Genomic DNA, 18,404 nt, shown 5'->3' with positions numbered 1-18,404 from the left:
GCACAAACTTCCTGCTGAACTCCAGCGTTTGGTAAGGGCACTACTACCTTTGCGCTGTCTTCTTACTCCGCCCTGATGCCGCCACGCTTATTATTTCTACTGCTGGGCCTACTCTGTTGTACTCTGCCAAGCTCGGCACTAGCACAGGTAAAGCTCGCACTGAGCGGCTACGTGCGCTCTGCTGGTACCAACGACCCATTGCCGGGCGCTACCGTGGCTGCTCCCGCGCTAGGCCTGGGGGCCACCACCGATGACCAAGGCTTTTATACGCTTCTGTTGCCGGCGGGCACCCAAGAAATCAGCGTTTCCTTTATCGGTTACCAAACCCAAGCACAAACAGTTAGCCTGACCCGCAATCAGCGTCTTAGCTTCTCGCTCCTCGAAGACAATAACACGCTGGGGGAAGTAGTGATTGAGGGCAGTGGCACTCTTAAGGAGAAGCTGCAAACCACTCAAATGAGTGTAGAGCGCCTGACCAGCCGTGAGGCCAAGCTATTGCCGGCCCTCTTTGGGGAAGTAGATCTGCTCAAGACTCTCCAGCTTAAACCAGGTGTACAAAATGGCGGCGAGGGTACCAGCGGCCTGTTTGTACGCGGTGGCTCTGCCGACCAGAACTTGTTTCTGGTGGATGATGCAGTGGTGTACAATCCCAGCCATTTGTTTGGGCTGTTCTCGGTGTTTAATCCGGATGCGGTGCAAAGCGTGGACCTGTACAAAGGCGGGTTCCCGTCTCAGTATGGCGGCCGGCTTTCCTCGGTGGTAGATGTAAAAATGCGCCCTGGCAACCCTGAGAAATTTACGACCAGCGGAGGCCTAGGCCTCATTTCTTCACGCCTGACGCTGGAAGGGCCCTTGCCCAACCGTAAGGGCTCCTGGCTGGTATCGGGGCGCCGCACCTACTTTGATGTGTTTACGCGTCAGGTGAACAAGCTCAACGAGGGCAAGGAGGATTGGAACCCCATTCCTGACTACTATTTCTACGACCTCAACGCCAAAGGCAATTATCAGCTTGGGGCCAAGGACAATATCTTTCTCACCGGATACCTAGGCCACGACGTGTTCGGGTTCAACTCTACCAATGGCTTCAACTTCGATTTCAGTTGGGGCAATGCTGTCGCCTCGGCTCGGTGGAATCACGTGTTTAACAAGCGCCTGTACGCCAATACCACGGCCTCATTTACGCGCTACGATTACCGCATCAGCAACGCCCTCGACCAGTTTAGCTTCGACCTTTCCTCTGAAATCCGGGACCTTTCCTTACGAACTGATTTCGATTACGCACTCAGTGACCGGCATGCGGTGAAGTTCGGCGCCCTTTTCACAGATCATACCTTCGGGACCGGGCGCCTGAAGGCGGGTGCCGAAGACAACTCTTTCAATTTTGGCTCCGACATCAACTACCGGGGCCAAGAAGCAGGCTTGTATGCCTCGGATAATTTCCGGGTTTCTGATAAGCTACAGTTGGAATATGGTCTGCGCCTGTCGGGTTTCCAAAGTGGCTCCGACCAGTTTGGTGGCCTAGAGCCGCGCGCCGCTGCCCGCTATTCCCTCACGCCCAATATTTCGGTGAAGGCCAACTACGCGCTGATGTACCAATACGTGCACTTGGTCACGAACAGCGGCGCCTCCCTCCCTACTGATATCTGGTACCCATCCCGGCTTTCCGTGAAGCCCCAACGCTCGCAGCAAGTGGCCACGGGCGTGAGCTTTTTGCTGGGCGATGGCCGTTACCTGCTTACCAATGAGGTGTACTACAAATGGGCGCAGCGGCAAATTGACTTCCGAGACGGCGCGCAGCTATTTGTGAATCCTGACCTCGACGCGGAGTTTCTGTTTGGCCGGGGCTGGGCCTACGGCAATGAGCTGTACCTGGAGAAAAAAACAGGCCGCACCACGGGCTGGGTGGGCTACACCCTAGCCTGGACGAAACGCCGCTTCCCACCCCAAAACGGCACTACGGGCATCAATAACGGCAACACGTTTTACCCCAACTACGACCGTCGGCACAACCTCACGGTGGTAGTGCTGCACCAACTTTCTCACCGTATCAACCTCACCGGCTCCTTTGTGTTTACCTCCGGTCAGGCTACCACCTTGCCGCTAGGCCGGTTTGTATTTCAGGACATATTCGGTTCTAACCCCTCGGCGGTGCCGGTGTATCCGCAGCGTAATACCTACCGCCTGGCACCCTATAACCGCCTCGATCTGGGCTTGGTCTATAAGCTGCGGCCAATTCGGGAGGGGGGCGAATCGGACCTGACGTTTAGTATTTACAACGCCTACAACCGGCGCAACCCTTACTTCGTGTACTTCGATCAGGTGAAGGACAAAGCTACCACCCGGGTGCTGAGCTACCGGGCCCGGCAAGTGTCCTTATTCCCGGTTATTCCATCGGTCACCTACAATTTTAAGTTTTAGGGCTTCATGATGTCGCGTAAACATAGCGTAGGCCAGAATGGCAACCCACAATTAAAGGGTACAGGCATGGCCGGGTGGCTGGCTGGGGTGTTGCTGCTGGCGGGCTGCGGATTGCAGAAGGATATTGACGTAGCACTGCCGGCCTATCCGGCGCAGTTGGTAGTAGAGTCGTACCTCGAAAATAACCGTCTGCCCCGCGTATCGGTAACGGAGAGCGTCCCATATTTATCGGCGCCCGATGCGGACCTGCCCCAAGGAGTGAAGGTAGTGCTAACTCTGCCCAACGGCCGCCGCGACACCCTCGCGTACGCCCCAGCCATTAACCCTAACACTAACAAAGGTTACACCCACACTGGCCGCACCCGCATTACGGCCCGACCCGGCGATACGTTTCGCCTGGAAGTATATGACACCCAGGGCCGCCGCGTAACGGCTAGCGCCACCATGCCTGCTAATGTGCCGCTCGACAACGTTGAATACAAGTTCAACGACCTGAACGGTGACCAGCGCAAGGCCTACGTGCTAGCCAGCTTTAAAGACCCGGCTGCTACCGTCGACTTCTACCGCTACCAAGTGCATAAGCGCTCCGTAGCCACCGACCCCGAGGTGGAGTACACCATCGAAGACCGACTCTCAAACGGGCAACCCCTGAGCCTGGGTACTTCCTATCAGTTTGCGCCGAATGACACCGTCTTCGTGACCCTGTATCATCTCGACCGTCCTTACTTTCAGTTTCTGCAGTCGGTGCAGGATGCCCGCAACGCCAACGGCAACCCGTTTGCCCAGCCCTCGGCCATTAGGAGCACTGTGGAAGGTGGTATTGGCATTTTTACCATTCTCAACTACCAGCGCCAACGCCTTATTTTGAAGTAGCACCGCATTTTTTAGGATGCATACAACCTTTGAGATAATTGATAGCTCCTTGTGTTATCTATCCACTTTTACTTGATGGTTATATGCTGCGTACGCGTACTACTCCCCTCCTATTCCTACTGCTAGTGTTGGTTACTGGCCTAGTCAGCAGTTGCGGCATCTTTCATGAACCTACCTGCGGCTGTGCTCCACCGCCTAAGGAGCCTTTTACTACTGCTATGCTTACCCGCTCTGATACGTGGTGGCTGCAGGAAGTTGCTATAGCTGGGCAGATTACGCGCGGAGCCGCTATCAAGGACCGCTATACAATGCGTTTCCATTCAGACGGCACCTATACTCAAACTCTCGTCGCCGACGGCACTGAGTACAAAGGAAAGTACATGCTCATGGGCTCGGATAACAGCACTCTGCACCTGACCGATCATAAAGGAGATGCGCAGGAATATACACTGGAGGGTGGGGGTACCGAGACCCTGATGTACAGCCGCCTGAATAAAGCGGGCCAGCGCGAGGTGTTCAGCTTCAGAAATACGCAATAGGCCTAGTCACAAAAAAGACCGCCCCATTACGTAATGGAGCGGTCTTTTTTGTGACTAGGCCTGTGGTTACCTTTTACAGTTTCTCCAGCACCCGGCGGAACAGGGCCGTTAGGCGGGGCTCGGCTACGGCGGCGGTGCGCAGAATGTCGGCAATATCTACCTTCTTGAGTTTGCCCGGCGAGGCCAGATCCGTGATGACGGACACGGCCAGTACGGGCAGGCTCATTTGCACGGCGGCAATAACCTCGGGCGTGGTGCTCATGCCCACGGCATCAGCACCAATGGTGCGCAAGTACCGGTACTCGGCGGGAGTTTCCAGCATGGGCCCCGAGAGGCTGGCGTACACCCCGCGGCGCATGTACTGGCCTAGGCCGAGTTCCTGGGCGGCTTCTTCGGCCAGGCGCAGCAGGCCCAGGTCGTAGGGCTCCATCATATCGGGGAAGCGGGGGCCTAGTTCGTCGTAGTTCTTACCGATGAGCGGGTTGGTGGGCTGCAGGTTGAGGTGGTCCTCAATCAGCATCAGGTCGGAGTAGTCGAAGTCGGGGTCTAGGCCACCGGCGGCGTTGCTCACGAACAGCTTCTCGATGCCCAGCAGCTTCATCACGCGCACCGGAAACACCACTTGCTGCATAGTGTAGCCTTCGTAGTAGTGAAAGCGGCCGTGCATCACCAATACCCGCTTGCCCGCCAGCGTACCGGCCAGTAGCTTGCCCGCGTGGCTCTCCACCGTTGAAACCGGGAAATGCGGAATATCAGCGTACGAGAAGCTGTGCTGAACTTCCACATCCTTTACCAGCGCACCTAGGCCAGTACCGAGAATGATGCCTACTTCGGGCTGAAAATCTTGGAGAGTTTGCCGGAGGTAGTCGGCGGCTTCGCGGAGTTGCTGCATGCGTGTGTTTCAGTTAAGGCTGCAAGGTACTATCTGTACGATAGACCGAGCGATAGAAGAAGTACAACCTAAAAACGCCGATTAGGGGCTTTTTGAGGCGATAATTAGTGTAAGGCGGTGGATGTAAGCCAGTACGAAAAACAAAGGGCTGCCAGCGTGTGCTAGCAGCCCTTTGTTATAAAGCGTTCAGCTTACTGGATGTTCATCTCGAACGGCATCCGGGCTTGTACGCCTTTCATCTCGGTGAGGGTTTTGTACTGCTGATACATGGGGTACATGGGGCCCATCTCCTGCTTCACCAGCTGCAGACGCGCTTCTTCCCCAAAGCTACTGAGCAGCGATTCGGCAAACGACTTCTGGCGGGGCAGCTTCTGAATGCGGTAGTCACCTTCCTTGAGCTTGGCGCGGCGGGCGGCAATGCGCAGGGCATCATCATACGAGCCCAGCACATCAACTAGGCCACGAGCCTTGGCTTCCGTGCCCGACCATACCCGGCCCGAGGCTAGGCGGCGCAGGCGCTCCACGGGCATGTGGCGGCCAGCGGCAGCTTTGGTAGTGAAGTCGGCGTAGATGCGGTTGATTTCAGCCTGGAACTGGCTTTGCTCAAACGGGGTGAGGGCGCGCGTGATAGTGGGGAAGTCGGAGAACTTGCCGGTGGTTACGCGGTCGGTGGTGATGCCGATTTTGTCGCGCAGCAGGGGCTCGATGTTTGGCAGTACGCCAAACACGCCAATGCTGCCCGTAATGGTGGTGGGGTGAGCCACAATGGTGTCGCAGCCCATGGCAATGAAGTAGCCGCCAGAGGCTGCTACGTCCGACATGCTCGCAATTACAGGTTTCACTTTCTTAGTCAGCATTACCTCGCGGTAGATGATATCAGAAGCCAGCGAGGAGCCGCCGGGCGAGTTCACGCGCAGTACCACGGCCTTTACCTTGTCGTCGAGGCGGGCTTTGCGAATGGCTTCGGCGAAGCGGGTGCTACCGATGCTGTTATTGCCCCCTTTGCCGGTTACAATGTCGCCTTCGGCATAAATTACGGCAATGCGGTTGCCGCTTACTTCATCCTCGCTGTCGTCGGCCTTTGCGTAGTCACTGAGGGATATCAGGCTGAGCTTTTTATCCTTCTTAACGCCCAGCTTCCCCTTCATGTAGTCGGTGGCTTGGTCGTAGTAGCCCAGGTCGGTGACCAGGCCTAGGCGCTTGGCATCGTCGGCGTTATGCACCAGCATCGAGTCGGAAATGACCTTAGCGCGAGCCGGCGCCAGTTTGCGCGCCGCCGATACATCGGCCAGCATGGCATTATTGATGGAGTTCAGGAACGACGACGTCTGCAGGCGGGCCGAGTCAGACATGCCGGTGCGGAAATAGGGCTCTACGGCACTCTTAAACGAACCCACCCGGAAGATCTGGGCCTGCACGCCCAGCTTGTCAAACAGGTTTTTGTAGTACATGGTCTCGGAGCTGAGGCCGTTGAACTCCAGCGTACCCTGGGGATTCAGGTAAAGCTTATCGGCCACGGAAGCCAAGTAGTAGCTCTTCTCCGACTGCGCATCGGTGTACGAGACAATGAATTTACCTGACTTCTTGAAGTCGAGCAGCTCATGCCGGATTTCCTCCATAGAGGCCATACCCCCCTGTACCAACTCCAGGTTTAGGAAGATGCCCTTGATGTCGTCGTCGGCTTTAGCCCGACGGATGCTGGCTTTCAGTTCGTCTAGGCCTATCGAACTGCTCTGCCCACCCGTGAGGCTGGAAAATGGGTTGTTGAACTCCCGCTCCCCGATAGGCTTATCGAGGGTCAGCTCTAGCACCGAGTTACTGGCCACGGTCACTTCCTTATCAGAAGAAGCCGCGGCCACGATAAAGCCAATCAGCAGCACAAACCCCACCACGGCAAACAGTACCAGCCCGGTGAGTGTGGCCAGCACGTATTTAAAAAACTGTCTCATTGAAAAAGAAGAAGTAGCAAAGTAGGTCTCTTAACAAATGTAGAGGCTTTTGGAGTGCCCCGCCGGGTATTCAACCAACCGGCCATTTTGCGGCGGGAACAGGGTGTGGGGAGTGATAAGGTAATAGGGTGATGAAGTAAGAAGATGACGGGGTGACGGGGTGAAACGTGACAGGTGATGGAGTAATGGGAATAAATAAACCCGCACGTCATCCTGAGCGGAGCGAAGGATCTAGCCAAATAAGAACGACTGGCCTAGCGCCTCGTGCTACCGTGAGTAGATCCTTCGCTCCGCTCAGGATGACGTGCGGGTGTAGTAGGTAGCATGACCACATCAGCACGCGAGATTCTTCGGTAACTGGCTTGATGCGTCACATATTCGGAATGACGTGCTTTTACCTAACACCTCTTCACGTTTCACCTCATCACCCTATCACCTCATCACCACTCAATACCCATACTTCTCACCCCAGAGGTGGCGCAGGCGCTCCTGAGCTTTGGTTTCGGCGGGGTTGTGGCCGGGGTGGTAAAAGACGCGGCCGCTGAGTTGCTCGGGCATGAATTCCTGATAGGCGAAGTTGCCCTCGTAGTCGTGAGAATATAGGTAGCTGTTGCCGTAGCCCAGTTCCTCCATGAGCTTGGTGGGGGCGTTGCGCAACGGAATGGGCACGGGCTGCACGCCTTGCTGGCGCACCAAAGCCCGCGCTTCCCGGATGGCTTTATAGCTGGCGTTGCTCTTAGGCGAGGTGGCAAGGTAAACCACCGTCTGGCCCAGAATAATATCCGACTCCGGCATGCCAATAACGGTCACGGCCTGGAAGCAGCTTTGGGCCAGAATAAGCGCATTAGGGTTGGCTAGGCCTACGTCTTCAGAGGCCAAGATGAGCAGACGGCGAGCAATGAACTTCACGTCTTCGCCACCTTCCAGCATGACGGCCAGGTAGTACAAGGCCGCATTGGGGTCGGAGCCGCGGATGCTTTTGATGAAGGCCGAAATGACATCGTAGTGCATTTCGCCGCCTTTGTCGTAACGGGCGAGGTGTTGCTGGGCTAGCTGCTGCACACCCTCGTCGGTAATGACGATTTCACCGTATTTAGGGTCGGGACGACTGGCTTCCACTACAATCTCCAACAGGTTGAGCAGCTTACGTGCATCGCCCCCGGAAATCATCAGCAAAGCCCCATACTCGGCTACCCGCACCTTTTTCTGTTTCAGAATCTCGTCTTCGGCCAGAGCTTTGTCTACTAGGCCAGTCAGCACCTCTTTGCTGAGCGGCTCCAGCACGTACACTTGCGCCCGACTCAGCACGGCCGGAATTACCTCGAACGAGGGGTTTTCGGTGGTAGCCCCAATCAGCGTGACGATGCCCTGCTCCACCGCGCCCAGCAGCGCATCCTGCTGCGACTTGCTGAAGCGGTGAATCTCATCAATAAACAGCACCGTACCGCGCTGGCGCTTGGCTTTCTCAATCACGTCGCGCACGTCTTTCACGCCGGCATTCACGGCGCTCAGGGAGGCGAAGGGCTGGCCTAGCTCCTGGGCCAGCAGGTTAGCAAGCGTGGTTTTACCAACACCCGGCGGGCCCCACAAGATCAGGCTGGGCAAGCGGCCGGCGTTCAGGTAGCGCCGCAGTACGCCCTCAGGCCCAATGAGGTGTTGCTGCCCAGCGTATTCCTCCAGGGTGCGCGGGCGCATTCGCTCGGCCAGGGGCGCACCCGGCCGGGGCGTGTAAGCAGCGGGCTGCGATGCGGGTTGAGGATCAGAATCGAAAAGTGAGCCGGTTGACATAGCGAGGGGGATTGTGAGGCAAAGGTAGCGTAGGCCAGGTAGGGAGAGAGGTGTAAACGCAGGTCAACGACTAATAAAGCCCGTCATGTCGAGCTGGTCGAGACATCTCGCGTGCTGACGCTGCCATAGTAACCTAACGGTTCGAGCGAGATGTCTCGATCAGCACGACATGACGGTCTGTAGTCCTCATACTACTGGCCTAGGCCTCTCTTACTATGAAAATCGTTCTACGAAACGCAGAACGGAAGTGGCGGCTGGCGCTACCTTTACGGCCCATGAAAAATGCCGTCCAAGTTCATGCCGCTTTATTTGTGGTGGCCCTGATTTACGCCGCCAACTACAGCATCTCCAAGGATGTGATGCCGCGCTACATGGGGCCATTCGGACTGGTGCTGCTGCGCATTGTGGGGGCTACCCTCTTCTTCGGTATTTTGAGCCGGATAGTTGCCCCTCAGGACCGTATCATCGGGCGCGCCGATAACCTGCGCGCCATTGCCTGTGGCTTCCTGGGTATCGGACTGAACCAGCTCCTTTTCTTTTCCGGCCTGAATCTCACCTCTCCTATCAACGCCTCTCTCATTCAGACGGTGGCTCCTATCGTGACGGTGCTGGCCTCGGTGGTCTTGCTCGGGGAGCGGCTGACGCTGCCCCGACTGCTGGGTATAGGCCTAGCGGGCGTGGGGGCGGCGCTCATCATTCTGGGCCGAGGGCATGGTCCGGCAGCTGCACCGGGTCAGGATACTATGCTGGGTAATATCTTCATCCTGCTCAACGCCACGGCCTTCGGAGTGTACCTGGTGATTGTAATGCCTCTCATGCGCAAGTATCACCCGTTCACGGTGCTGGCGCGCATTTTCCTAGTGGGGGCCGTGCTGGCGGTGCCGGCCGGCTGGCAGCAAGTGCAGCAACCCGACTACGCCAGCTTTCCTCTGAGCATCTGGCTGGCCATTGGGTACATGGTGGTGTGTCTGACCATCCTGGCTTACTTGCTTAACAATTGGGCCTTAAAGTACGCTTCGCCCTCATTGCTGGGGGCCTACATTTACCTGCAGCCAGCGCTGGCGGTACTTATTGCCGTGAGCCTTGGCAAGGACACCCTTACGCCCGCCAAGGCCCTGCAGGCGCTGCTCATTTTTGGCGGAGTATTCCTGGTGAGCCGCAAGCCCAAAGCCCAGCCGGTGGCCGCGGCCCTTCCCCTAGAGCCGGTGCAAGACTAGTGGCATAGCATTAGGTGACGATGTAAAAAGTTGCGACTGAGTATGCCTGGCGCTGCAACGCTGACGCCCATCGGGTGTCTAACCTCAACACGGCGGCCCCCAGCTCGATAGGCCCAGCGTAGCCAGTCCTCACCTGCCCAGCCGTTTCGGCTTCGGCCGATAACCTGTAATTTCAGCTTTCAAATCCTTCTTTTCCTACATGCTACAACACACAGTACGCCGCCTCGGCCTGGCTGCTCTCCTTCTGCTAACGGGAGCATCCGCCGCGCTGGCACAAGTAGGTCCGGGCACCCAATGGACCAAAGATGGCTACGGCTACATGCGGACGCAGAACGACGAAATCGTGCAGCTCGACGCCCGCGACCCGAGCAAATCCACCACCCTCATCAGCAAAGAGCAGCTGACCCCGGCCGGGCAGTCGGCCCCGCTGAAAGTGCGGCGCTTCGCCTTCTCCGACAATGGCCGCCAGGTGCTGCTCAATACCAACACCAAGAAAGTATGGCGCTACGATACCCGCGGCGACTACTGGGTGTATAACCTCGACGGCAAGAAGCTGACCCAGCTGGGCAAAGGCCGCCCCGAGTCGTCGCTGATGTTTGCCAAGTTCTCGCCCGATGGCAGCAAAGTGGCCTACGTGAGCGAGCATAACCTCTTCGTGGAGAACCTCGCCGACAATACTATCACCCCACTCACCACCGACGGCACCACGGGCCTCATCAACGGCACCTTTGACTGGGTGTATGAAGAAGAGCTGGACTGCCGCGACGGTTTCCGCTGGAGCCCCGACGGGCAGAAACTGGCCTACTGGCAGCTTGATGCCACCAAGACCCGCAACTACTTGATGCTGAATACCACCGACGCCCTCTACCCTTTCACCATTCCGGTGGAGTACCCCGTAGTAGGCGAAGACCCCAGCCGCTGCCGCGTGGGCGTGGTGCCCGTGACCGGGGGCGCTACCAAGTGGATGGACGTGCCCGGCGACGCCGTGCAGCACTACATCCCCCGCATGGAGTGGGCCGGCAACGACGAGCTGATTCTGCAGCAGCTGAACCGCCGCCAGAACGAGAGCAAGCTTATGATGGCTACTGCCTCCAGCGGAGCCGTGCGCCCACTCTACAGCGAAACCGACAAGGCCTGGATTGACGCCAAGGAAGGCGCCGTGGGCTGGAACTGGATCAACGGCGGCAAGAGCTTCGTGTGGTCGAGTGAGAAGGACGGCTGGCGCCACCTGTATAACATCGACCGCAAAGGCAAAGCCACCCTGCTGACCAAGGGCGACTACGACGTTATCAGCATTGAGAACATTGATGAGAAGGCCGGCACGATTTACTTCATGGCCTCCCCCACCAATGCTACCCAAACCTACCTCTACCAGGTGCCCTTGAAAGGTGGTAAAGCCGCCCGCGTGACGCCCCAGAACCTGGCCGGCTCGCATAGCTACGACATCTCTCCCAATGGTAAAATTGCCCTGCACAACTACTCTAGCAGCACGGTATTTCCCGTGGCCGATGTAGTTTCTCTGCCCGCCCACCAGCGCCTGAATGGCGGCGAAACGCCCGCCCAGGCCAAGAGCATGAAACTGCCGAAAGTGGAGTTCTTCCAGGTGAAAACCGCCGATGGCGTGACCCTGGACGGCTGGATGGTGAAGCCCACCAACTTCGACCCCGCCAAGAAATACCCCATCGTGTTCTATGTGTACGGGGAGCCTGCCAGCCAAACCGTGACCGACCGCTTCGGCACGGGCTTCAACCGCCTTTACCAAGGCAGCATGGCCGATGATGGCTACATATATGCTTCCTTGGAAAACCGTGGGGCCCCGGCGCCGCGTGGCCGCGAGTTCCGTAAGGCCATCTATCACAATATTGGTAGCCTCAACATCCGCGACCAGGCCATGGGCGCCAAGGAAGTGCTGAAAAACAGCTTTGTGGATACCAGCCGCGTGGCCGTGTGGGGCTGGAGCGGCGGGGGTTCTTCTACCCTCAACCTGCTGTTCCAATATCCGCAGATCTACAAAACGGGTATTTCTATTGCGGCCGTTGACAACCAGCTCAACTACGATAATATCTACCAGGAGCGCTACATGGGCCTACTGCCCGAAGACAAGCATTACTTCGTAGATAACTCGCCGCTAGCCCACGCCAAAAACCTGCGTGGTAACCTGCTGCTCATCCACGGCACCGGCGACGACAACGTGCACTACAACAACGCCGAGCAGATGATTAACGAGCTGGTAAAAAACAACAAAACCTTCCAGCTGATGGCCTACCCCAACCGGACCCACGGCATCTCGGAGGGTGAAGGCACCACCCGCCACCTGGCATCTACCTACACCAAGTTCCTCAAGGAAAACTGCCCGCCCGGCGGCCGCTAGGCCTAGTTATCCGGCTTGAAGATATAAAGAGGCCTAGCCCTTTCTCCAGGCAGCAGCGGGAGAAGTAGCTAGGCCTCTTTGCATGCATAACCTTCTTCTAAACTGATTACGCTTCTCCTTCTTGAACAGCGGATGCAAAGAGCGCAGGAAAATCAAGATACCCTCACCAGGGCAAGCTTAGTACGCTGCAAAGGCCTACCATCCTCTAATTTATTCATATACAACGTTTTATACGGGTAATTCCACTAACAAAAGCTCTTGTTACTGAGCTTAAGCTTAACGTTAGCAGGTAACCCTAGCACACCTCGACCGTTGCAGAAGAAGTATACTCCGTTTCTATGCACCGTACTATCGAGCTTACTGTTCCGCCCCACATTACTGATTCTCTCCAGGCCGAATTAACCTCCCTTGATGAAGTTATTGGCCTGACTCTTCAGCGCGGCGCCTCTCTCAAACCCGTGGGCGACGTGCTAATTGTGCACGTGCTGAACCGGGGAGCTGATGAGGTATTACGCCGCGTGCATGCAGCCATTCCAAAATCGGAGCTGAGCGCCGTGACCAGCGAGGCCACCAGCTTTATCTCGCCTGATGAGCACCACGTAATCCGGGGCGACCGGGACGAAGCCATTTGGGAGGAAATGGAAAGTGGCCTACGCCACCAGGGCCGCATTACCACCAACTATCTGCTGCTAATGGCGTTGGGCGGCTTAATTGCCGCCGTGGGCTTGGTATCGGAGCCCGTTCCGCAGGCCGTGGCGTTTGTGGCATCGGCCATCATTGCGCCCGGATTCGACCCTATGACGACCGTGGCCCTGGCCCTTGTGCTGCGTCGCCGCGACCTGATTGGTAGAGGTTTGGCTTCTGCTGGCGCAGGCTACGCAGTGCTGATCCTCGCCGCGGCCGCCACCACGGCCATTTTAACGGGTGTGGGAGAAATGGATGCGGAAATGCTGGCTAGTAACAGCGAAGTACAGAACCTAGCCCACCCTGGCTGGATGGAGCTGCTGGTAGCCGCGGCCGGCGCACTGGCGGGTGTAGTGATGCTGGCTGCTTTCCGCCGGAGCTTCCAAGCCGGCCCGCTGATTGCCATGTCCTTTATTCCGGCCGCGGCACTGATAGGAGCAGGACTGGTTGTGGGTCGGCCGGATCTATCGTTAGAAGGTCTGCAGCGCTTCGGGGCCGACTGGGGCTTTATTCTGGTGCTGGGCGCTCCTTTTTTGTGGTTGAAGCAACGCTTCTTGCATAAGCGGCAACCCCTGGTCTAGCCAACAGCTTGTTTCGTTTTGCAGTTGACGGGCTATCCTCACTGCGCACGGCAGCTTAAAAAACGACGTCACCCACTAACAGTAGCAAGCAACTGATAACATGAGGCCTAGCAGTTTCCTCTCTACAAAAGTGAAGCTGCTAGGCCTCTTCATGTCAGCCCCGAACCGTGAAGCCGTTAGGTGTTAAACCGCAACCCGGCGTCGCAGCACATAGTAGGCTACGCTATCCTTATCCTCCACTAGCACAAAGGCATTCACAAATTCCCAGCCTTGCGTATTGAGCCAGTTCAGTGCATCCATTGCCGAGTTAAACTCCACGGCTTTGCCAGTTGCATCCCGGAACAGATTTTCCGAAATCAGTTTCTGCTGCTGCCCGTAATCAATGGATATAACGTAGCGGCCATTCAGCTTGGGCCGCGCTTTTACCTGGCAATACTCCTCCGTTTGTTTTGCCGTGCTTGAATGGGCAACAACAGTCTGCGCCTGAGCACCCCACAGAAGGCCCCAGCATAGCATTGTGGTCAATACTACAGTTTTCATACGTGTAAAGCTGTCTTGTGATAATGCACTATTATGGCATGTGCAACACCCATTATAATCCGCCATCAGACCGTAGCACTTTGACTACTGCCGGTTTTATTTATTAGTACTAGGCCACTTGTTGTAGGCCTATTCTACTCTGATTTGTCTAGGCGGCTGGCGAATTTCCAGACCATCATAATGCCCGCTACTGCCTGTATGGCGAGGCCCAGGATAACCACAATGTCGGCGCCGGCCATGTGGTTGGATTTAAGAAAACCCGCTAGCAACACAATGGCCATGCCAGCCAGCAGCACAATAAACAGCGTACGGTAGGATACAGAAGCCATGTAGAAGCAACAGTTAAGTTGGTCAAAGACCACTACGATTTTTTGTCTAGCCGCGAGAAGAATTTCAGCGCTATTAGCAGGGGGCCAATCACCATCAGCAACAGGCCTAGCAACCTCACATACGTAGCCAGAGCGAAAGAAGTAGAGGTGGGCAAGGTGTTAATATTCATCAGAATACCACCCACCTGCATCACTAGGCCTGCCACAAAGATCAAGAATAAGGTCACGAAAGACGGTAGCCATCTCATAATGCAGGGGTAGATAAGAAAAGAATTAGAGTCATTGACAAGCGCAATAACGCGAAAGCGCCCCGTTCTGTAGTCCAGAACGGGGCGCTTTCTTTATACCAATCTTGCAGTGGCCTAGAGGTGAATTACCTCACCGTAGGCAGCGGCGGCCGCTTCCATAATAGCCTCCGACATGGTGGGGTGCGGGTGCACCGACTTGATAATTTCGTGTCCGGTGGTTTCGAGCTTGCGCGCTACTACTACCTCAGCAATCATTTCCGTCACGTTGGAGCCAATCATGTGGGCACCCAACCACTCGCCGTACTTCTTGTCGAAGATCACCTTCACGAAGCCGTCTTTCACGCCACCGGCTGAGGCTTTGCCCGAGGCCGAGAAGGGGAATTTGCCCACCAGAATATCGTAGCCCTGTTTCTTGGCTTCTTCTTCGGTGAGGCCTACCGAGGCAATTTCTGGCGAAGCGTAGGTGCAGCCGGGAATGTTCTGGTAGTTGAGCGGCTCGGGGTGGTGGCCAGCAATCTTCTCAACGCAGATGATACCCTCCGCCGAAGCTACGTGAGCCAGCGCCGGGCCAGGCACGATGTCGCCGATGGCGTACACGCCGGGCACGTTGGTCTGGTAGTAGTTGTCCACAATCACGCGGCCCTTTTCCACCTTTATGCCCAGCTCTTCAATGCCGATGTTTTCAAGGTTGGTTACTACGCCAGCGGCTGAAAGCACTACATCGCAGGCAATCTGCTGGTCGCCTTTAGCGGTTTTGATGGTCACGTTGCAGCCTTCGCCGCTGGTGTCCACCTTGGTTACTTCCGCCGAGGTCAGCACGTTCACGCCGATTTTCTTGAAGGATTTCTCCATCTGGCGCGATACTTCCTCGTCTTCCACGGGTACGATGCGGGGCAGGTACTCCACCACCGTTACCTCGGAGCCCATGGTGCGGTAGAAGTAAGCAAACTCTACGCCGATGGCGCCGGAGCCCACCACCACGAGGCGCTTGGGCAGTTGGGGCAGCACCATGGCCTGGCGGTACCCGATGATTTTCTTACCGTCGATGGGCAGGGCGGGCAGCTCGCGCGAACGGGCGCCGGTAGCCAGGATGATGTGCTTGGCCTCTACGGTTTCTTTCGAGCCGTCTTGCTTGGTCACTTCTACCTTGCCGGGAGCAGTCAGCTTGCCCGTACCGGATACCACGTCGATTTTGTTCTTCTTGAACAGAAAGTTGATGCCTTTGCTCATGCCATCGGCCACGCCGCGGCTGCGCTGGATTACGGCATTAAAGTCGTAGCCCACTCCATCGGCCTTCAGACCGTAGTCGCCGGCGTGGTTGAGGTATTCGAATACCTGAGCGCTCTTGAGCAGGGCTTTGGTAGGGATACAGCCCCAGTTGAGGCAGATGCCACCGAGCGACTCGCGCTCTACCACGCCTACTTTCAGACCAAGCTGCGAAGCCCGGATAGCGGCTACGTAGCCGCCGGGGCCGCTGCCGACAACGACCAGGTCGTATTGCAATGCCATGTTGTACAGGTTGAAGGTTTGGAAGGGAAAACACCCCGCCCCTCCCATAGGTTCGGGCGTGGTCGGGCAAAGATAGGCACACCGCGCAACTCCGCACCTACCCGTCGCATTCCTGAAGAGCCCCGGCCAGAAAATTACGCCTTATGGTTCAGCCTTTGCCTAACTCGGCGCGTACAAGGGGCCGTATGCGTAAGGAAATTACGTTTCTCAGTTTCTTCTTTTGTTGACCCTTCCGATGAAATCACCAATACTTTCTCTCCTCTCGCTGGCTACCTTGTTGCTCACCACAGAATGCGCCCGCACCACAGAAGCGGAACGGCCCGTTACGTCGGCGGCGCGCAATGTGGGCCGCGAAACGGCTATTGCCCGCGCCGCCGATACCGCCGGTACTGCTTCCACCATAGTCTCCGCCTCCGTAGCCCCTACCTCTCCAACCACCGTGGAAGCGGCCGCCCGCAAAACAACTACCGACTACAAAGCCGAAATCAGGTCGGCAGATGCCATTCTGAAAAGCACGCCCCGCAACTTCGACGCCCTACTGACCCGTGCCAAGGCCAAGAGCCACCTGAAGGACTATGCCGATGCCATTGCGGATTACAACGCAGCTTTGCGCCTGAAGCCCACCAACGCCGAGGCTTACTACAACCGCGGCCTCAACCGCCTCAAGCTGAAGCAATACTCGCCCTCCATCAGCGACTTTACTAAGGCGATTAAGTACAATCCCGAAGACAAGGAAGCCTACTTCGGCCGGGGCGCGGCTAAAATGCAGATGTTCAACTTCAAAAGCGCTATTCCAGACTTCACCAAGGCACTAGCCCTCGACTCCAACTACGCCGACGCCTACGAATACCGCGGCATCAGTTATTCTTCCATCAATAAGCCCAACGAGGCTCGTGCCGATTTGGAAAAAGCCGCTCAGCTCAACCCCGACGCCGCTAAAAGCCTGCGCCGCTACGCGGGCAAGTAGGCGAATGAGTGAAGCGGCCTGGCTGGCGCAGCTTCACCGAGGCAGGTAGTGGCCTAGCAATATGCATCAAAGCCCTTGCAAGGCGACACAACCGTGGTGTGTGTCGCCCTGCAAGGGCTTTGTCTTTTCGGGTGTATGAGCTTCTACTGATGTGCTGCGTCGTTAGGCCACTTCACTTATTCACTATCTGCCCAGTAGCAGCTTCGCGTAGAAGCTGGGCTGGCGGAGCCGCTCGCGCAGGTCGAGGTCCAGGAACATGTTGCTGATAGTTTCGGCGAGGGTGGGGTTATTGGCGGCGCGGTTGGCGACGAAGTTGAACAGCCAAGGGTAATTGAGCAGGCGCTGCAGGCCACGGCTTAGGCGCAGTTCCTGCCACAGGCGGTTATACACGGCCCCATCGTAACCTTTCAAAAACTCGGGGGTAAAGTTTTGCGCCGTCAGGGCCCGGCCGGCCCAATCGGCGGCGTGACGTCCCGATACCATGGCGTGCCCGATTCCTTCGCCGGTGAACGGGTCGATGAGGGAGCCGGCATCACCCAGCAGCAAGTAGCCGTTACCGGATAGTGGCCTACGCTTCGAGCCCAACGGCAACCCGAAGCCGCGCACCGGGCCCAGGCGCTCGGCCGTAGCAAACCGGTCTTTCAGGGCCGGGTGGGTGCGTAGCATTTCGTCGAGTCGCTCTCGCAGCTTTACCTTCTTCTTGGAAACGGCTTCCGTCAGCATACCCACGCCCACATTGGCCTCGCCGTTGGGCAGCGGAAACACCCACAGGTAGCCGGGCAGAAAATCCTTGATGAAATGCAGCTCGATGAAATTATCGGGGTGTAGGCCAGTCACACCGCGGTAGTAGGCCCGCAGGCCGGCGCAATGGTGAGCCGGCTCCAGCTCGTGCCCTCCGATCTGCCGGGCAAAGCTCGACTGCGCCCCGTTAGCTACCAGAAGCAGCCGGGCCGTAGCCAGTTCCTCCCCCGACTGGCCTAGCAGGCGCCAACGACCGTCGGGCAGTTGCTCGTGGCGGGCCACGTCTACGTTCTCGCGAAAGTCGATTTCCGGCCGGCGGCGCACTTCCTCAATCAGGAAATTATCGAAGTGCAGACGCTTACTGATGTGACCAGCGGGGCGGTCGGTGGCGGCGTTGTACTTAGGCTTGAACGGCACGGCCAGACAACGGCCGTTAGGCGCATAGAAATCAATGCCCCAGCTGGGCAACTGAATGGGCTCGGCAGCCAGCCGGTCGGGCAGGTCTTCGCCAATCCGGCGCAACTCACTGATGACTTTGCCGCTGAGCGCGTCGCCGCACACTTTATCGCGGGGGAAGGTAGCGCGGTCGAGGAGCAGGCAGCGGTGGCCGGCGTTGGCCAGGTGCAAGGCCGCCGTAGCGCCGCCAGGGCCGGCGCCCAAAATACAGATATCGATGTCAGGCATAGACGTGCGGCGAAGATACACGCCAGAAGTCGTAGGCCAGTCTATCAGCTCGGCTCATGCTTCTCCCATGAAAA

General features: G+C 57.1%; 15 protein-coding genes. 7 read left to right on the top strand and 8 right to left on the bottom strand.

The genetic code is table 11. The features are described 5' to 3' along the window. The first annotated feature begins 75 nt into the window (after positions 1-75). The 3 genes from EU556_RS10610 to EU556_RS10600 all read left to right on the top strand — a co-directional run bounded on the left by EU556_RS10610 (position 76) and on the right by EU556_RS10600 (position 3,830). Positions 76-2,418 carry a TonB-dependent receptor gene (locus EU556_RS10610; protein WP_135433942.1) on the top strand — a complete coding sequence of 781 codons (2,343 nt, stop codon included), beginning with the start codon at positions 76-78 and terminating at the stop codon, positions 2,416-2,418. Positions 2,419-2,424: 6 nt separating this feature from the next. After that, positions 2,425-3,291 carry a DUF4249 domain-containing protein gene (locus tag EU556_RS10605; RefSeq protein WP_135433940.1) on the top strand — a complete coding sequence of 289 codons (867 nt, stop codon included), beginning with the start codon at positions 2,425-2,427 and terminating at the stop codon, positions 3,289-3,291. Positions 3,292-3,509: 218 nt separating this feature from the next. Continuing rightward, entirely contained in the window at positions 3,510-3,830 is a 321-nt protein-coding gene (locus EU556_RS10600) for a hypothetical protein (RefSeq protein WP_135433938.1), read from the top strand. 73 nt (positions 3,831-3,903) lie between these two features. Here the strand turns inward: EU556_RS10600 and EU556_RS10595 are convergent, their stop codons facing one another. The 3 genes from EU556_RS10595 to EU556_RS10585 all read right to left on the bottom strand — a co-directional run bounded on the left by EU556_RS10595 (position 3,904) and on the right by EU556_RS10585 (position 8,366). Continuing rightward, the gene (locus tag EU556_RS10595; protein ID WP_135433936.1) at positions 3,904-4,722 is read right to left on the bottom strand and encodes a purine-nucleoside phosphorylase; all 819 of its coding nucleotides are present in this window, start codon (positions 4,720-4,722) and stop codon (positions 3,904-3,906) included. Between the two features lie 191 nt (positions 4,723-4,913). Beyond that, positions 4,914-6,671 carry a signal peptide peptidase SppA gene (sppA, locus tag EU556_RS10590; protein WP_135433934.1) on the bottom strand — a complete coding sequence of 586 codons (1,758 nt, stop codon included), beginning with the start codon at positions 6,669-6,671 and terminating at the stop codon, positions 4,914-4,916. 447 nt (positions 6,672-7,118) lie between these two features. Further along, positions 7,119-8,366 carry a replication-associated recombination protein A gene (locus EU556_RS10585; RefSeq protein ID WP_245327664.1) on the bottom strand — a complete coding sequence of 416 codons (1,248 nt, stop codon included), beginning with the start codon at positions 8,364-8,366 and terminating at the stop codon, positions 7,119-7,121. 368 nt (positions 8,367-8,734) lie between these two features. On the opposite strand from EU556_RS10585, the gene EU556_RS10580 reads away from it, so the two are divergent. The 3 genes from EU556_RS10580 (at position 8,735) to EU556_RS10570 (ending at position 13,312) form a co-directional block, all read left to right on the top strand. Continuing rightward, on the top strand, positions 8,735-9,676 hold the full coding sequence (locus EU556_RS10580; protein ID WP_135433930.1) for a DMT family transporter: 942 nt from the start codon (positions 8,735-8,737) through the stop codon (positions 9,674-9,676). Between the two features lie 199 nt (positions 9,677-9,875). Then, a complete protein-coding gene (locus tag EU556_RS10575) occupies positions 9,876-12,047 on the top strand; it encodes a S9 family peptidase (protein ID WP_167855536.1) in 2,172 nt (723 codons plus the stop codon). Positions 12,048-12,385: 338 nt separating this feature from the next. Beyond that, on the top strand, positions 12,386-13,312 hold the full coding sequence (locus tag EU556_RS10570; protein WP_135433928.1) for a DUF389 domain-containing protein: 927 nt from the start codon (positions 12,386-12,388) through the stop codon (positions 13,310-13,312). Between the two features lie 183 nt (positions 13,313-13,495). Here EU556_RS10570 and EU556_RS10565 read toward each other — a convergent pair whose 3' ends face one another. From EU556_RS10565 to lpdA, 4 genes are all read right to left on the bottom strand, one after another. Further along, complete coding sequence (locus tag EU556_RS10565) at positions 13,496-13,852, bottom strand: hypothetical protein (protein ID WP_135433926.1); 357 nt, start codon at positions 13,850-13,852, stop codon at positions 13,496-13,498. 134 nt (positions 13,853-13,986) lie between these two features. Beyond that, positions 13,987-14,181 carry a hypothetical protein gene (locus tag EU556_RS10560; protein ID WP_135433924.1) on the bottom strand — a complete coding sequence of 65 codons (195 nt, stop codon included), beginning with the start codon at positions 14,179-14,181 and terminating at the stop codon, positions 13,987-13,989. 32 nt (positions 14,182-14,213) lie between these two features. Continuing rightward, positions 14,214-14,408 carry a hypothetical protein gene (locus tag EU556_RS10555; protein ID WP_135433922.1) on the bottom strand — a complete coding sequence of 65 codons (195 nt, stop codon included), beginning with the start codon at positions 14,406-14,408 and terminating at the stop codon, positions 14,214-14,216. Positions 14,409-14,543: 135 nt separating this feature from the next. Then, entirely contained in the window at positions 14,544-15,938 is a 1,395-nt protein-coding gene (gene lpdA / locus EU556_RS10550) for a dihydrolipoyl dehydrogenase (protein ID WP_135433920.1), read from the bottom strand. Positions 15,939-16,173: 235 nt separating this feature from the next. Between lpdA and EU556_RS10545 the strand changes: the two genes are divergently transcribed. Then, positions 16,174-16,905 (top strand): tetratricopeptide repeat protein, encoded by a 732-nt coding sequence (locus EU556_RS10545; RefSeq protein WP_135433918.1) that lies wholly within the window; start codon positions 16,174-16,176, stop codon positions 16,903-16,905. Positions 16,906-17,088: 183 nt separating this feature from the next. Here the strand turns inward: EU556_RS10545 and EU556_RS10540 are convergent, their stop codons facing one another. Then, positions 17,089-18,330, bottom strand: a complete 1,242-nt coding sequence (locus tag EU556_RS10540) for an NAD(P)/FAD-dependent oxidoreductase (RefSeq protein WP_167855535.1) — start codon at positions 18,328-18,330, stop codon at positions 17,089-17,091. Positions 18,331-18,404: the final 74 nt, after the last annotated feature.

The sequence above is a fragment of the Hymenobacter fodinae genome, assembly GCF_004745825.1.
In the GTDB taxonomy this organism is placed as follows: domain Bacteria; phylum Bacteroidota; class Bacteroidia; order Cytophagales; family Hymenobacteraceae; genus Hymenobacter; species Hymenobacter fodinae.
The sequence above is the reverse complement of the archived record's forward strand: the minus strand, read 5'-3'. Positions and strand labels throughout refer to the sequence as shown.

Bases quoted from the DNA above. Each gene is read 5' to 3' on its own strand.
- EU556_RS10610 (WP_135433942.1), top strand. From the start codon at position 76: ATGCCGCCACGCTTATTATTTCTACTGCTGGGCCTACTCTGTTGTACT.
- EU556_RS10605 (WP_135433940.1), top strand. From the start codon at position 2,425: ATGATGTCGCGTAAACATAGCGTAGGCCAGAATGGCAACCCACAATTA.
- EU556_RS10600 (WP_135433938.1), top strand. From the start codon at position 3,510: ATGCTTACCCGCTCTGATACGTGGTGGCTGCAGGAAGTTGCTATAGCT.
- EU556_RS10595 (WP_135433936.1), bottom strand. From the start codon at position 4,722: ATGCAGCAACTCCGCGAAGCCGCCGACTACCTCCGGCAAACTCTCCAA.
- sppA (WP_135433934.1), bottom strand. From the start codon at position 6,671: ATGAGACAGTTTTTTAAATACGTGCTGGCCACACTCACCGGGCTGGTA.
- EU556_RS10585 (WP_245327664.1), bottom strand. From the start codon at position 8,366: ATGCGCCCGCGCACCCTGGAGGAATACGCTGGGCAGCAACACCTCATT.
- EU556_RS10580 (WP_135433930.1), top strand. From the start codon at position 8,735: ATGAAAAATGCCGTCCAAGTTCATGCCGCTTTATTTGTGGTGGCCCTG.
- EU556_RS10575 (WP_167855536.1), top strand. From the start codon at position 9,876: ATGCTACAACACACAGTACGCCGCCTCGGCCTGGCTGCTCTCCTTCTG.
- EU556_RS10570 (WP_135433928.1), top strand. From the start codon at position 12,386: ATGCACCGTACTATCGAGCTTACTGTTCCGCCCCACATTACTGATTCT.
- EU556_RS10565 (WP_135433926.1), bottom strand. From the start codon at position 13,852: ATGAAAACTGTAGTATTGACCACAATGCTATGCTGGGGCCTTCTGTGG.
- EU556_RS10560 (WP_135433924.1), bottom strand. From the start codon at position 14,181: ATGGCTTCTGTATCCTACCGTACGCTGTTTATTGTGCTGCTGGCTGGC.
- lpdA (WP_135433920.1), bottom strand. From the start codon at position 15,938: ATGGCATTGCAATACGACCTGGTCGTTGTCGGCAGCGGCCCCGGCGGC.
- EU556_RS10545 (WP_135433918.1), top strand. From the start codon at position 16,174: ATGAAATCACCAATACTTTCTCTCCTCTCGCTGGCTACCTTGTTGCTC.
- EU556_RS10540 (WP_167855535.1), bottom strand. From the start codon at position 18,330: ATGCCTGACATCGATATCTGTATTTTGGGCGCCGGCCCTGGCGGCGCT.